This window comes from Streptomyces mutabilis, from assembly GCF_046628145.1.
GTDB lineage: Bacteria > Actinomycetota > Actinomycetes > Streptomycetales > Streptomycetaceae > Streptomyces > Streptomyces mutabilis.
Genome location: NZ_CP176874.1, coordinates 2,732,208 through 2,745,822, shown reverse-complemented (window position 1 = coordinate 2,745,822; position 13,615 = coordinate 2,732,208). Strand labels below are relative to the sequence as shown.

Below are 13,615 nucleotides of genomic sequence, written 5' to 3'. Positions count from 1 at the left end.
GTCCTGCGTCACTTCTTTACACGAACAGTCTTCGTCGACCGAGTCTCGAGAGTCATCTCGTCGGCCTCCTCGACCTTCGCTTTGAGTCGCACAGTACCTGCCACCGCGTCGACCACGTCCACCACCTTCGCAAGCAGTTTCGCCGTATCCGCGTTTCCGGAGGCTCCCGCGAGCTGAACGGCCCGGCCTAGTTTGGCCGTTGCTCCGTCGATGTCTCCCGCTTTGCGGAGATCGAGCCCCTGTTGGATGACTTGCGCCAGTTCGGCCTGCCCGGTGTAGTGGGCGACCTGGGGGTTGATCGACGTGGAGGCTGCCATGTCGTCGGTCCACACGGCGCGCACCAGACCCTGGGCGCCGAGGCTCTGGACCGTGCCGCCGGGCTCCGGAATGACCAGGGAGACGCGGGCCGCCAGCATCTCCTGGCCGAGGTCCGCGGCCGGTACCTCCACGCACACGTGGTAGTCGCGGGACTCGTCGCCCCAGGAACCGGTGGGGTAGTCCCCGGCGCGCGGGCCCGCCTCGGCGCGGCGGCCGGTCAGCTCCTCGACCGTGGGGGCGACCTGCTTGACGAACTTCACAGTGGTGCCCACGGGGGTCCACAGGCGCAGGGCGACGTCCGCGACCTCCTTGCCCATCGCCGTCTCCATCATCTGCGTGAAGTCGGCGGTGAGAGAGGCCGGGTCGGCGACGATGTCGGCGGTGCCGAGCAGGGCGGAGGCGATCCCTGTGACTTCTTTCACTTCCCAGTCGGTGCCCACGCCCCGCGCGTCACAGGTGAAGCGCCCGGCGCAGGCGTCGAGCGCGGCCTTCAGGTCCTCGGGTGACTCGTGTTCGTTGCGGCCGTCGGTGAGCAGGATGCCGTGGCGGATGGCGACGTCCGCGGTGGCCAGCAGCCGGTCGGCCAGCCGCAGCCAGGTGCCGATGGCGGTGCCGCCGCCCGCGCTCAGCCTGCGCAGCGCCTGCTTGGCCTGCTCCCGGGTGGTGGCGTCGGCGACCGCGAGCCGCCCGTCGCCCGGATAGACCTCCTTGGCCACGTGCGTGCCGCCGATCACCGTGAAGTGCACGCCGTCGCGCAGGGTGTCGATCGCGGCGGCCGTCGCGTCGCGGGCGTTGCGCATCTTGGTGGGCGGGTAGTCCATCGAGCCCGAGCAGTCGACCATGAGCGCCACTGCCGCGGACGGGCCCTGGCCCGGCGAGTACAGGTGGGGCGCGGTGACCGCGCTCCCGATCGTGCCGCCACCGGTCGCGGTGACCGTCACGATGGCGTTGACCTCACGGCCGCCCTCGGGCAGGTACTCGTTCTGGTAGACGTCCACCGAGAACTGCGGCACGTTCGACTTCGAGAAATTGGCCATGCCCGATCGCATCCCCCTCTACGTCCCCACGGCGGTGGGGTGACGGCTGATGGCGCGGGCCGCCCCCTGCGGCCCGCGAGACCGCCCGGCGCGCATGCCTGCCCGTGCGGGGGCCTCAGGCCGATCCTGCCCCTTGCGGCGGCACCGGGAACGGCAGGAGGGCCACTGTTACGTTGTCGTGGCCCCCGCCGTCCAGGGCGTGACCGACCAGGACGCGGGCGCTGTGCAGGGGGCGCGCGGCGGCGTCCAGGGGCACGGCGTCGGCCATCTCCTCGGCCGACTCCGCGTAGTTCCACAGGCCGTCCGTGCAGACCACGACCACACCGGGCCGGTCCGGCTTGAACGCCGCGGTGTGCGGCTCCAGTTCGTAGGCGTCGGCGCCGAGCCACCCGGTGATGGCGTGGGCGCGTTCGTCGGCGTAGGCCTCGGCCTCGCTCATCAGGCCGGCGGCGACCATCTGCGCGGCCCACGAGTCGTCCTCGGTGAGCCGGGCGGGCGGGGTGCTCCGGTCGACCGGCACCCAGTAGACGCGGCTGTCGCCGACCCAGCCGACGACCAGCAGGCCCGCGGCCACCACGGCGCCGACCAGGGTGCAGGCGGGCGCGTTCTGGTGCGGGGCCTGCTCGCGGGCCGTCTCGGGTTCCTCGGCCAGCGCGTTGACGGCGTGCGAGGCGGCGAGGATGGCGTCGTGCATGGCCTGTTGCGGATGCGTGCCGCGCGGCAGGGCGGCGAGCAGCGACTCACCGGCCGCCCGGGACGCGGCGAGTGACGCGTCGTCGGGGCGGGTGGCGCTGGAGACGCCGTCGCAGACGATCGCCACGCTCGCGGGAGCGCCGTCGGGCAGCGCGGTGCAGCCGACGGAGAACGCGTCCTCGTTGCGGTGGTGCCGCAGGCCGCGGTCGCTCACCGCGGCGACGGGGCCGGACTCCTGCTCCATGTGGTCGCGTTCGCGGGGCTGGGCGTGGCCGCAGTTCTCGCAGTAGCCGTCGTTGTCGACCCGGCCGGCGCGGCAGGCCACGCACACCTTCTCGTTCGCGGCGGGTGCGGCGGGTGCGGCGGGTGCGGCGGGTGCGGCGGGTGCTGCCGGTGCCGCGGCCGGTGCCGCGGGTTCGGCGGGCGCGGCGGCCGAGCGGGGGTCGGGCGCCTGCAGCGGGTACTCCTCGGGCTCTCGCCCGTCGCCCCGCCCGTAGTCCTCCCGCCCGTAGTCCTCCCGCCCGTAGTCCTCCCGGCCGTAGTCCTCCCGCTCGTGGTTCCCCGGGCCGTACTCCTCTCGCCCGTAGTCCTCCGGGCCTGCCCGGTGGTCGAACCGCGCCCCGGGCGCGGCCGGTTCGGGCGCCGTCGGCGGCATGGGCGGCGCGGCCGACGGCATCGGCGGCGCGGCCGGTGGCGGCGGCAGCGGGGAGCCGCCCGAGTCGGTGCCCGGGACCTCGGCCGCCGCGTGCACGGGGGCGGGCCGGCCGAAGCCGTCCGAGTCCCGGGCCACGGGCCAGTCCACGCCGTCCGGCGCCGAGGACGGCGGGGGCACCGCGCCGTTCATGGCGATCGTCGGGCTGTCGTCGGGCCGTGCGGGCACGGCGGACAGGTCGTATCCGCACGCACCGCAGAAACGGTCACCCGACTCGAGGGGTTCCTCGCAGCTCGGGCACTTCGACACAGCGGCCTGCTGGGGCATCTGCGACATCAACTACACCCACGTTCGGGGGCGGTAACGATTGGCACGTTCCACCAGGTCGATCCTCTCCTCGCCGCCCCGCGCCAGCCGGGCCAGCGTGCGGTACGAACGCTCCAGGCCGAAGCGCAGGCCGCGTTCGTCCAGGCCGCTGCCGAGCAGCGTCCGTCCCCCGGCGGCGGGAGGGACGGAACCCCGACCTCCGGAGAGTACCCAGTCCAGCGCGCAGCCGAGGACCTCGGCCGACAGCTGTTCGCGCCGCGCCGGGTCCAGACCGTACACGTCCAGCGCCTCGACCTGCCGCGCGGCGGCGGTCAGATCGTCCAGGAACGCCACGTCGCCCGCCGCCGCGGTGCGCTGCCGCAGCCGCGCCCGTACGGCCGCCACGCGCGCGCCGGTGTAGTGGATGGAGGACTCCGGCACCGACTCCAACGTCCGTACCGCACCGGCCCGGTCGCCACCGGCCAGCTGCACCCGGGCCAGCCCGAACGCCGCGCTGACGTGGCTCGGGTCGGAGGCCCACACCAGGCGGTAGTACTCGGCGGCGTTGTCGAGCTGACCCAGCACCTCCGCGCACAGGCCCAGCGCAAGCTTGGGCGCGATCTCGCCCGGGAACGCGTCGTAGATCGCGTCGAAGGCCAGTGCGGCGCCCTCGTGGTCGCCGGTCACCAGCGCGGTCAGCCCCCGGTACCAGACCACCCGCCAGTCGTCGGGCCGTTCGCCCTCCAGCGTCCGGAGACCATCCAGGGCGCCGGGCGCGTCGCCGCTCTCCAGCCGGGCCCGGACCTGCCGCAGCCGCGTCTCCGTGGACGGAGCGGGCGCCGCGGCCAGCGCGGTCAGCAGCTCGGCCGGCGCGGACGCCATCAGGCCCGCCAGGAAACCCGCGTTGGGGTCCCCGGCGTCGACCCGGGGCACCGGCAGCGCGAGGGCAGCGGTGGGGGCGTCGGCCTGCTTGACCAGGCCGGGGACGGTGGCGCCGGGCCCGCCGCCCGCGCCGGCCGTGCTCACCGCGCCCGGCAGCGAGGCGCTCGCGCCCGTCCCCGCGGGCGGGACGGCGCCCGTGCCCGCCGGTCCGCTGGCGCCCGTGCTCGTCCCGCCGGGGGCCCCCGCAGCCGCACCCGTCCCGCCGGGCGCCCCGACCGCGCCGCTCGTACCGCCCGGCAGCGCGGGGCCGGTGCCCGCGCCGCCCGTCAGCCCGGCCGCCGCACCGGCGCCGCGCCGCCTGCCCCCGACCTCGCGCGCCCCGAGCCGGGACACCTCACCGTCGAGCCGCGGGAACAACTCCGTGTCCGTCACCCTGACTTCGGGCCCGAACAGTGTGGACACGGCGGGCCGGGAGCGGCCCGTCTGCAGCGAGACCACCTCGCGCAGCACGCCCGTCAGCTGCTCCGCCATCTCCTGCGCCGAGGCGAACCGCCGCGCCGGATCGGGGTCGGTGGCCCGCACCAGCAGCCGGTAGAACGACTCGTACCGCCGGAAGACGTCGATGGTGTCCGGGTCCGGCAACGAGTCGGCGTAGACGGTCGTGTAGCCCTGGAAGTCGAACGTCAGCACGGCCAGCGTGCGTCCGACCGTGTACAGGTCGGACGCCACCGACGGGCCGACGTCGGCGACCTCCGGTGCCTGGTAGCCGACCGTGCCGTAGATGGCGGACTCCTCGTCGTCCATCCGGCGCACCGCGCCCATGTCGATCAGCTTGAGCTGGTCCTCGCTCTGGATGGCGTTGTCGACCTTGAAGTCGCAGTAGAGGAGGTTGCGGCTGTGCAGGTGACCGAGCGCCTCCAGCGTCTCGATGCCGTACGCGCAGGCCTGCTCCACCGGCAGCGGGTCCCGCCGCCCCTCGGGGGTGCGCCGGCCGTTGGCGATCTCCTTCAGGGACTTGCCGCCGACGTACTCCATGACGATGTACCCGTCCAGCGAACCCGTCCGCTGGTCGAGGTGCTCGACGAAGTTGTAGATCCGCACGATGTTCGCGTGCTCGATCTCCGCGAGGAACCGCCGCTCCGAGATCGCCGCCGCCATCGCGTCCTGGTCACCGGTGTCCAGCAGGCCCTTGAGGACCACCCAGCGGTCGGAGACGGCCTTGTCGACGGCGAGGTAGATCCAGCCCAGCCCGCCGTGCGCGAGGCAGCCCACCACCTCGTACTGGCCGTGCACCACGTCCCCGGCCCGCAGCTTGGGCACGAACGAGTACGGGTGCCCGCACTTGGTGCAGAAGCCCTCCGTGCGCCCCGGCCGCTCCCCGCGCGCCCGCCCGACCGGCGCCCCGCAGTCCGAGCGCGAGCAGAACCGCTTCCGCTCCGGCACCTCGGGATTGTCCAGGACCATCGCGCGCGGGTCGGGGCGCGGGATCGCCGGGACCTCGACCAGACCGGCCCCGAGCCGGCCCCGCGCGGAGGCACCCGCGCCCGAACCCGAGCTGCGCACCGACACCGAGCGTCCCGTGGACCGGCCCGACACCGACCGCGAGAGCCGCCCCGACACCGACCGCCGGGACTTCGAGGACTGCGACGACGTACGCGAACTGGGCCCGCTGGACCGGGAACTCCCGCTGCCCGCCGAGCCGCGTGAACCGCGCGAGCCCCGCCCGCCGCCGGTGACGCCGGTCGGCGACGAGCCGATCATGCCGCCCGCGGCGACGACCGGCGCGAGACCGCACGTGTCGCAGTACAGCTCGCCGCCGCCCACGTCCTCGTAGGCCCCGTCGCAGCCGGGACGCTGACACGTCCGCCCTGCCTCACTCATGACGCTGCCTCCCCCTCGTCGCTCACGCGCCGGGCCCCCGTCCGGTCCGGTCCACCGGCCCGCCCTGACCGGGCACGCGCGGGGCGGAGCCGAGCAGTTCGGCCGCCGCGTGCTGGTAGCGCAGTACGGCCTGCTCGGCGACGCGCAGGTCGCAGGGCGCGCTCCACAGCATGCGGCGCGCCTTCTCGTACTTCTCGGACAGCTCGGGGTCCTCGGCGAGGCCGAGCCGGGCCACCTTCGCCTTGTACGCGTCCAGCCGGCCGCGCAGCTCGGCGCGGACCGCGAGCGGCGCGGTGACCGCCGTCAACGACTCCCGGGCGCGCAGCAGTTCGTCCTCGGCCTTCTCCTCCAGGGACTCCAGGAGCGGGGACAGCCGGTGCCACTGGGCGTGCCTGCGGTACTCGGCGGCCGCCGCCAGCTGCTCCTGGAGCGCGGTCGGCGGACCGCTGACCACCGGCACCTCCGTCGCGGCGATCTTCGCCAGCACCTCGCCGCGCGCGGTGCGGGCCTCGGCGAGCGTGCGGTCCGCGCGGGAGAGCACGTCCCGCAGCCGTACGATCCGCTGCTCGGCGTCCTGGCGCACGGCCAGCACGGCGTCGATCTCACGGCGCACGTCCTCCAGGGCGCGCGCCTCCCGGTCGTACACCGTGGTGTCCGGGCGGCCGCCGCCCGGCGCCGAACTGCCCTCGGCGGGCAGCCAGAAGGCCAGCGGGTCGGACACGACCTGCTCGCGCAGCCTCGTCAGGGTGCGGGTGATCCGCTCCAGGTCGTCGCCGGCCGGGTGCTCGCCGGGACGGACGCCCACGGAGTGCGCGAGTTCGCGGGTGCGCCTCAGCTCGGCGGCGAGTAAATCGATCCGCGCGGGCAGCGCCGACCACACCGCGTCGGCGGCGACCACCATGTCCAGGGAGGTCGCGTACAGCTGGTTCATCCGGTCCACCAGCGTCGCCAGCGAGTACCGCTCGCTGAGCCGGCCCGGCCCGCCGTCCGGGGTGGGGGCCGCGGCCGTGGCGGCGCCGCCGCCCGCCACCGTGACGGCCTCGCCGCGCAGCAGTTCGGTCAGCTCCGCCAGGTCCTCGCGGCTGGACCAGCGGCGCCGGGCCCGGATCTCCCGCGCGGTGCGCAACGCGCCCGAGTACGCGTCGAAGTAGGTCCACAGCAGCGTGATCGACGCCTCCGCGGCGGCCCAGCGCTCGGCGGTCACCCCGGTCAGCTCGGCGCCCTCGAGGAGTCTGCGGCCCGCGTGGTCCTGGAGGGCGAGGAGCGAGGTCTCGATCGCCTCGTGCTCCGCGCCGAGCCGCGCCAGCGCACGGTCCACCTCGTCCCGGTCCATCACCGGCCCGGTGGGTCCCGTGTCGCCCATCGATCACCTCTCGCTGTCGCGGACTTGTGCGTTGTCTGTTCCCGCCGCGCGTCCCCGCGGTGCGGCGGTCCTTCAGTTCTCGCGCAGATACTGCGGCGGGGTCGGTGGCTCCGACTTCGCCGCGTCGCCGCCCATGGTCCTGGACAGCCACCGTTCGTACGAGCGCTGCCAGCCCTCGGCCTCGTCCGCGCGCCACTGAACGAGGATCTGGTTGACCCGGCGTACCAGATCGTCGGCGTCCTTCTTCATCGCCACGCCGTAGTACTCGGTGGTGAAGGCGTCGCCCTTCAGTTCCACCGTGGGGTCCTGGGCCGCCTGGCTCGCGGCGAGCGCGCCGTCGGTGACCACCGCGTCGACCTCGCCGAGCTGGAGCCGCACCAGGCAGTCCAGCTGGTTGGGCACCGTGGTGCGCAGGTCGACGCCCTCGGCGAGCCTGCCGTCCGCCCGGTCCTGCTGGAGCGTGCTCAGCGCCGTCGAACCCGCCGCCGTGCAGATCTCCTTGCCGGCCAGTGTCCCGTCGTAGCCGGTGATCTCCGACGACTTGGGCGCCAGCACCTGCTGGCCGGTGCGGAAGTAGGGGGCGGAGAAGGCGACGTCCCTCAGGCGGTCGCAGTTGATGGTCATGGTGCGGACCACCATGTCGACCCGGCCGTCCTGGATCGCGGGTATGCGCTGGTCGGTGGGGATCGCCTTGAACTGCACGGCGTTCCGGTCGCCGAGGATGTCCTCGGCGATGCGGCGCACCAGGTCGATGTCGAAGCCCTCCAGCTCGGCGTCGCCGCCGCTGTTCGGGTCCCGGTAGCCCCAGTGGTAGCTGTTCTGGTCGACGCCGACGATCAGCTTGCGCTTCTCACCCTCACGTCCGCGGATCTCGTCGATGGTGGGGCCGTTGTCGCCGGCCGGGGGCAGGGTCTGCTTCTCCGGGTCCGTGCACTCCTCGGCGGCGCGCGCCTGGCCGCCGTGGGCGACGCCGTGGCCGCCGCTGTCCGCGCCGTCGCTCCCGCCGTCGGCGCGGGCCACCGGCAGGAGCAGGGCGAAGAGCACGGCGAGGGCACAGGCGACGGCCATCGCCCCCACTCCGCCCCAGCCCTTCAGGCCGGTCCGCAGTCGTCGTGCGCGCATCCTCACGCCTCCTTTCACGGGTTCCCCTTCCCACCCGTCCGCCGGACCCACGCCCCGCCTCACCGGTACTCCGAGAGCCTGCGCCCGATGCCCAGCAGCGCGCCGGCCGCGCCCAGCCCGGCGAGGACACCGGCTCCCTGCGGCAGGTACCCCATCGCGTCCAGCCCGTCGCCCGCCGCCTGCGCGAACTCCCGTTCCTCGTGCTCGAGGGCGGTGGCGAGGGAGGCGTCGACGCCGTCGAAGCACTCTGCGGTGGCGCCCTTGCCACCGATCACCAGGTCCAGCGCCTGCTGGTAGTTGCCGTTCTCGTCCTGCTCACGGGCGGCGGCGTGACGCTTCTTCCACTCCGCCATGTTCCCGTTCGCCGCGGTGACCGGGCGTTCGCCCGCCTCGTCGTCGGCCAGCAAGGCGGCCCGGGCCAGGCCCTTGCCGAGCGCGTCCATGTTCTTCCCGAAGTCGAAGTCGTAGGCGTCGACCGTCTCGTCGCCGACCTTCTTCGTCTCCGCGCCGCGCGCCACCAGCGTGAGGTTCTCGTTGCCCCGCGCCTTGAGGGAGGCGATCCGGGCGTCGTGCAGCACGTTCAGCGAGCGCACGCCGTGGTCGTGGGAGTCGCCCAGGTTCGACCGCGCGACACCGTGGCCGACGACCAGCCAGAGCAGGACGACGGCGGCCGTGGCCGTGGCGGTGACCAGGCCTTGGTTGAGGACCCGGTTGGTGCGCCGGTAGTTGCGGTGCTGTGCCCAGGCCAGGGCGGCGAGCGTGAGGACGCCGAGACCGATGGCGGCCCACGGGTAGGACTCGGCGTCGTCGTAGTCGGCGCTCAGCCGCCGGTTCTCCGTCTTGTAGAGGTCCTCCGCGGCGGGGAGCATCTCCTGCTGCATCTTCTCGTTGGCGTAGCGCAGGTAGGCGCCGCCGACCGGGAAGCCCTGCCGGTTGTAGGTGCGGGCGCGCTCGATGAGGCCCTTGTACTCGGGCAGCAGGCGGTTGAGCCTGGTGATGACGTCGGCGGAGGGCGAGTCGGCGTCGGAGTTGGCGGCGGCCGTCACCAGCCCCTCGGCGGCCGTGCGGATGCCCTTCTCGTACCGGTCCCGGGACTCCTCGGTCTCCTGGCCGCCGGCGAGGAACCCGCTGGAAGCCGCGGTGTTGGCCTCGGCGAGGGAACGGTAGATGTCGGCCGCGTCCGAGGTGAGCGGCTGGCTGCGGTGCAGCACGTCGTCGGCCGCCGCGGACCGCTCGTGCATCTGCCAGGCGGTGACCGCGCCGAAGGCGACGACCAGCGCGGCGAGCAGCGCGCCGATGATCCGCAGCCGCCCCGGCTCGGTGACGGCGGCCGCGCGCAGCCGGTCGACGCCCTCGGCGAACGCGGTGCGGCGGGGGGCGGCGGGCGGGGCAGGGGGCCCGGCGGGAGCGCCGCCCCGCTGCGGCGGGACGGACGAGGACCGCGGCGGTACGGCGGGCGGGGTCGGCACGCCCGTGCCCGGCGGTGGCGCCGCGCTCCCCTTCGGCGGTCGATTCACTGCTGACCTCCCCCATGGTCATCCGTCGCCGCAAGTATCGCTGCCCGTACCGACATTCGCACCGGCCTTCACCCGATCTTGATCCGATCCGGGCGCAACGCACCACCCCTGCCCATGAATACGCCACCGGAACCGGTCCGGTTCCCCGGACCGGTTCCGGTGGCGCGGCACCGCCCGGGGCTCAGCCGGCGAAGTGGTCCCGCGCCCGCGCGTGCGCCTGGGGCGCCGCCCCCGTCCGGTCCAGCCCCAGCAGCACCGCGCCCAGCACCGGCCGGGTCGTCACCACGCGCGGTACGGCCTCGGGAGCGCGGGCCGCCAGCAGCTCCCGTATCCGGTCGTCGAGCCGCGGATGCCGGGCCGCCAGGACGCTGCCGCCCAGCACGACCGGCGTCCGCTCGGCCAGCAGGTCCAGCCGGGTCAGCGCGACCACGGCCATGGCGACCACCTCGTCGGCCTGCCGGTCGACGATCGCCCGCGCGATCGGGTCGCCGCCCGCCGCCGTCGCGAACAGCACGGGCGTCAGCTCGTGCCGCCGGGCGGGTTCGATCCGGCGCAGGTGCAGGGCCTCGACGAGGGCGTACATCGAGGCGAGCCCGAAGTGGGCGGGCAGTGTGCGCGCCAGCTCGGTGGGCTCCCCGCGGCCGTCCTCCGCACGCGCCGCGTGCCACAGCGCCTCCTCCGCCAGCCCCCAGCCGCCGCCCCAGTCGCCGGACAGCCGCCCGACGGCCGGGAAGCGGGCGGTGCTCCCGTCGGGGCGCATGCCGACGCAGTTGACGCCCGCTCCGCACACCACGGCGACCCCGCGCGGCTCGTCGACGCCGGCCCGCAGGACCGCGAACGTGTCGTTGCGTACGTCCACGCTCGCGCCCCACGCGCGCGCGTGCAGCGCGGCGGCCAGCCGCTCCTCCTCCACCGGCAGGTCGGCGTTGGCCAGGCATGCCGAGACGTGTTCGACGAAGGTGACGCCGGCTGCCGCGAAGGCCCGCGCCACCGCGTCCGCCAGGGCGTCCACGGCCCGCTCGACGCCCACCGCGGGCGGCCGGAAGGCGCCGCCGCGAGCCGTGGCGAGGACCTCCCCGTCGGCCGCCACCACGGCCACGTCGGTCTTGCTGTTCCCCGCGTCGACGGCGAGGAGAGTCCCGGTCAGGCCCACGCCAGGTGCTCCCGGTTGTGAGCGATCAGCCGGTCGGTGAGCTGCTCGGCGTAGGCGTACTGGCCGACGAGGGGGTGGGCGAGCAGCGCCCGGAACACCCGCTCCCGGCCGCCGCGCAGGGCCGCGTCCAGGGCCAGGTCCTCGTACGCCGTCACGCTCGCCATCAGCCCCGCGTACAGCGGGTCCACGGCCGCCACCGGCAGCGGGGTCGCCCCCTTGGCGCCCACCGCGGCCGGCACCTCGATCACCGCGTCGTCGGGCAGGAAGGGCAGCGTGCCCCGGTTGTACGTGTTCACCACCTGGTGCGGGGAGCCCTCCCCGCCGAGCAGGGCGGCGGCGAGGTCCACGGCCGCCTCGGAGTAGTAGGCGCCGCCGCGCCCGGCGAGCAGGCCGGGCTTCTCGTCCAGGGCCGGATCGCCGTACATCTCCAGCAGCTGCCGTTCCATCGCCGCCACTTCGGCGGCCCGGGACGGCTTGGTGCGCAGTTCGTCCACGACCTCGTCGTGGGCGTAGTAGTAGCGCAGGTAGTAGGAGGGGACGACGCCCAGGCGGTCCAGCAGGGGCCGGGGCAGCCGCAGGTCGGCGGCGACCGCCTCCCCGTGCTCGGCCAGCAGCCGGGGCAGCACGTCCTCGCCCTCGGGGCCGCCGAGGCGGACGCCTGTCTCCCAGGTGAGGTGGTTGAGGCCCACGTGGTCGAGGTGGACGTCGGCGGGCGCGACGCCGAGCAGCGCGGCGAACTTGCGCTGCAGCCCGATCGCCACGTTGCACAGGCCGACCGCCCGGTGTCCGGCCCCGAGCAGGGCGCGGGTCACGATGCCGACCGGGTTGGTGAAGTCGATGATCCAGGCGCCCGGGTTGGCCCGCCGGACCCGCTCGGCGATGTCCAGCACCACCGGCACCGTGCGCAGCGCCTTGGCGAGGCCGCCCGCGCCGGTGGTCTCCTGGCCGACGCAACCGCACTCCAGGGGCCAGGTCTCGTCCCGCTCCCTGGCCGCCTGGCCGCCCACGCGCAGCTGGAGCAGCACGGCGTCGGCGCCGTCCACCGCCGCGTCCAGGTCGGAGGTGGTGACCACACGGCCGGTGTGGCCCTGCTTGGCGAAGATGCGGCGGGCGAGGCCACCCACCAGCTCCAGCCGGTCCGCCGCCGGATCGACCAGGACCAGTTCCTGGACCGGCAGGGTGTCCCGCAACCGGGCGAACCCGTCCACGAGTTCGGGCGTGTAGGTCGAACCGCCGCCGACCACGGTGAGTTTCATGCAGTCATCAACCCTTCGCTCATCTTTTGGATCCGGTCAGCGTGGCGCCTTCGGCGAACGCCTTCCGCGCGAGGAGGAACACGAGGATCACGCAGCGCTTCGACTACGGCGCCGCCTGCGTGGTCGCCCTCGTGCCGTTCGCGCCGGCCGCGGCGTTCACGGCGCTGCCGATGCGGCGGGTGCCGCGTGGGGCCGGGTCAGCGAGAGGTGTCGAAGACCTCGTCGTGGGTGGTCGCGAGCGCGCTCTCCAGTGCGCCGCGCAGTACGGGGTCGGCGGTCACGCCGCCGAGGACGAGACGGGGGCGGGACGCGGCCAGCTCCTCCAGCTCGGTCTGGACCAGGGCGCGCAGCGGCTCGCCGCCCGCCGTGAGCGCGGTGCCGCTGAGGACCACCAGCTCGGGGTCCAGAACGGAGGTCAGGGAGGCGAGGCCGGTCGCGAGGCGGGTGGCGTACGTCTGCAGGAAGCGGCGGTACGGGTCGTCGCCGGAGCGTTCGGCGGCCGTGGCGAGCAGGGCGGCGGCCGACTCGGTGTACGGGCCGGACGGCACCGGACCGACGCCCAGCTCGCTCGCCAGCCTCGGCACCGCCTGCGCACCGGCCAGTTCCTGGAAGCCGCCGCTGCCCGTCCGGCTGACCTTGCGCACCAGCGGGGCACCCGGCACGGGCAGGAACCCCACCTCGCCGGCGCCGCCGGTCCAGCCGCGGTGCAGCCGGCCGCCGAGGACCAGGGCGGCGCCCAGGCCCTCCTGGTTCCACAGCAGGACGAAGTCCCCGTGGCCCCGGGCGGCCCCGAGCCGCTGCTCGGCCACCGCGGCCAGGTTCACGTCGTTCTCGTACTCGACCGGCATCGGCAGGGCGGCCGCGAGTTCCTCGAGGAGGGTGGGGGAGTGCCAGCCGGGCAGGTGGGAGGCGTAGCGCAGCCGCCCGGTGCCCGGGTCGAAGGCGCCCGGGGTGCCGATGACGAGACGGCGGACGTCGTCCCGGACGAGTCCGGCCGCCTTCACGGCGCCGTCGACGGCTTCGGTGACCTGCTGCACGACCGGGACGGCGGGGCGCCCGCCCGGGGTGGGCAGCTCGTAGCGGCCGACCGTGCGCCCGGTGACGTCGGCGACCGCCGCGAGGAGCCGGTCCGGGCTGACGTCGAGTCCGGCGGCGTACGCCGCGGCCGGGTTCACCTCGTAGAGCCGGGCGCCGGGACCGGGGCGCCCCTCGGTCGTGCCGCCCGCCAGCACCAGTCCCGCCGCCTCCAGGCGCGCCAGCAGCTGGGAGGCGGTCGGTTTCGACAGGCCGGTGAGCTTGCCGATCCGGGTGCGGGACAGCGGCCCGTGCTCCAGCAGGAGGTCCAGTGCGGCCCGGTCGTTCATGGCGCGCAGGACGCGCGGGGTGCCCGGCGTGCCGGCGGTTCCCGCCATGCGTGTCCACACCTGCCTCTCGG

General features: G+C 74.8%; 9 protein-coding genes. All 9 read right to left on the bottom strand.

Going from position 1 to position 13,615, the window contains the following annotated elements:
- Nucleotides 1-8: 8 nt before the first annotated feature.
- The gene (locus tag ACLIN4_RS12190; RefSeq protein ID WP_100048831.1) at nucleotides 9-1,355 is read right to left on the bottom strand and encodes a VWA domain-containing protein; all 1,347 of its coding nucleotides are present in this window, start codon (nucleotides 1,353-1,355) and stop codon (nucleotides 9-11) included.
- Nucleotides 1,356-1,470: 115 nt separating this feature from the next.
- Nucleotides 1,471-3,036, bottom strand: coding sequence for a PP2C family serine/threonine-protein phosphatase (locus ACLIN4_RS12185; protein WP_411575770.1), 1,566 nt, complete (start codon nucleotides 3,034-3,036; stop codon nucleotides 1,471-1,473).
- A 3-nt stretch (nucleotides 3,037-3,039) separates the two neighbouring features.
- Entirely contained in the window at nucleotides 3,040-5,769 is a 2,730-nt protein-coding gene (locus ACLIN4_RS12180; protein ID WP_411575769.1) for a serine/threonine-protein kinase, read from the bottom strand.
- Between the two features lie 22 nt (nucleotides 5,770-5,791).
- A complete protein-coding gene (locus ACLIN4_RS12175; RefSeq protein ID WP_398010756.1) occupies nucleotides 5,792-7,132 on the bottom strand; it encodes a hypothetical protein in 1,341 nt (446 codons plus the stop codon).
- 72 nt (nucleotides 7,133-7,204) lie between these two features.
- Nucleotides 7,205-8,254, bottom strand: a complete 1,050-nt coding sequence (locus tag ACLIN4_RS12170; protein WP_107480362.1) for a glutamate ABC transporter substrate-binding protein — start codon at nucleotides 8,252-8,254, stop codon at nucleotides 7,205-7,207.
- 59 nt (nucleotides 8,255-8,313) lie between these two features.
- Entirely contained in the window at nucleotides 8,314-9,771 is a 1,458-nt protein-coding gene (locus ACLIN4_RS12165) for a hypothetical protein (RefSeq protein WP_411575768.1), read from the bottom strand.
- 181 nt (nucleotides 9,772-9,952) lie between these two features.
- Nucleotides 9,953-10,924, bottom strand: a complete 972-nt coding sequence (locus ACLIN4_RS12160) for an N-acetylglucosamine kinase (RefSeq protein ID WP_289903180.1) — start codon at nucleotides 10,922-10,924, stop codon at nucleotides 9,953-9,955.
- On the bottom strand, nucleotides 10,915-12,180 hold the full coding sequence (locus tag ACLIN4_RS12155; RefSeq protein ID WP_289903181.1) for a 6-phospho-beta-glucosidase: 1,266 nt from the start codon (nucleotides 12,178-12,180) through the stop codon (nucleotides 10,915-10,917). Before ACLIN4_RS12155 ends, ACLIN4_RS12160 begins: the two co-directional genes overlap by 10 nt.
- A gap of 197 nt (nucleotides 12,181-12,377) precedes the next feature.
- Nucleotides 12,378-13,592 (bottom strand): ROK family transcriptional regulator, encoded by a 1,215-nt coding sequence (locus ACLIN4_RS12150; RefSeq protein WP_411575767.1) that lies wholly within the window; start codon nucleotides 13,590-13,592, stop codon nucleotides 12,378-12,380.
- Nucleotides 13,593-13,615 lie beyond the last annotated feature (23 nt).

Excerpts from the sequence above, each read along its gene's own strand:
- ACLIN4_RS12190 (WP_100048831.1), bottom strand. The coding sequence starts at position 1,355 with ATGGCCAATTTCTCGAAGTCGAACGTGCCGCAGTTCTCGGTGGACGTC.
- ACLIN4_RS12185 (WP_411575770.1), bottom strand. The coding sequence starts at position 3,036 with ATGTCGCAGATGCCCCAGCAGGCCGCTGTGTCGAAGTGCCCGAGCTGC.
- ACLIN4_RS12180 (WP_411575769.1), bottom strand. The coding sequence starts at position 5,769 with ATGAGTGAGGCAGGGCGGACGTGTCAGCGTCCCGGCTGCGACGGGGCC.
- ACLIN4_RS12175 (WP_398010756.1), bottom strand. The coding sequence starts at position 7,132 with ATGGGCGACACGGGACCCACCGGGCCGGTGATGGACCGGGACGAGGTG.
- ACLIN4_RS12170 (WP_107480362.1), bottom strand. The coding sequence starts at position 8,254 with ATGCGCGCACGACGACTGCGGACCGGCCTGAAGGGCTGGGGCGGAGTG.
- ACLIN4_RS12155 (WP_289903181.1), bottom strand. The coding sequence starts at position 12,180 with ATGAAACTCACCGTGGTCGGCGGCGGTTCGACCTACACGCCCGAACTC.
- ACLIN4_RS12150 (WP_411575767.1), bottom strand. The coding sequence starts at position 13,592 with ATGGCGGGAACCGCCGGCACGCCGGGCACCCCGCGCGTCCTGCGCGCC.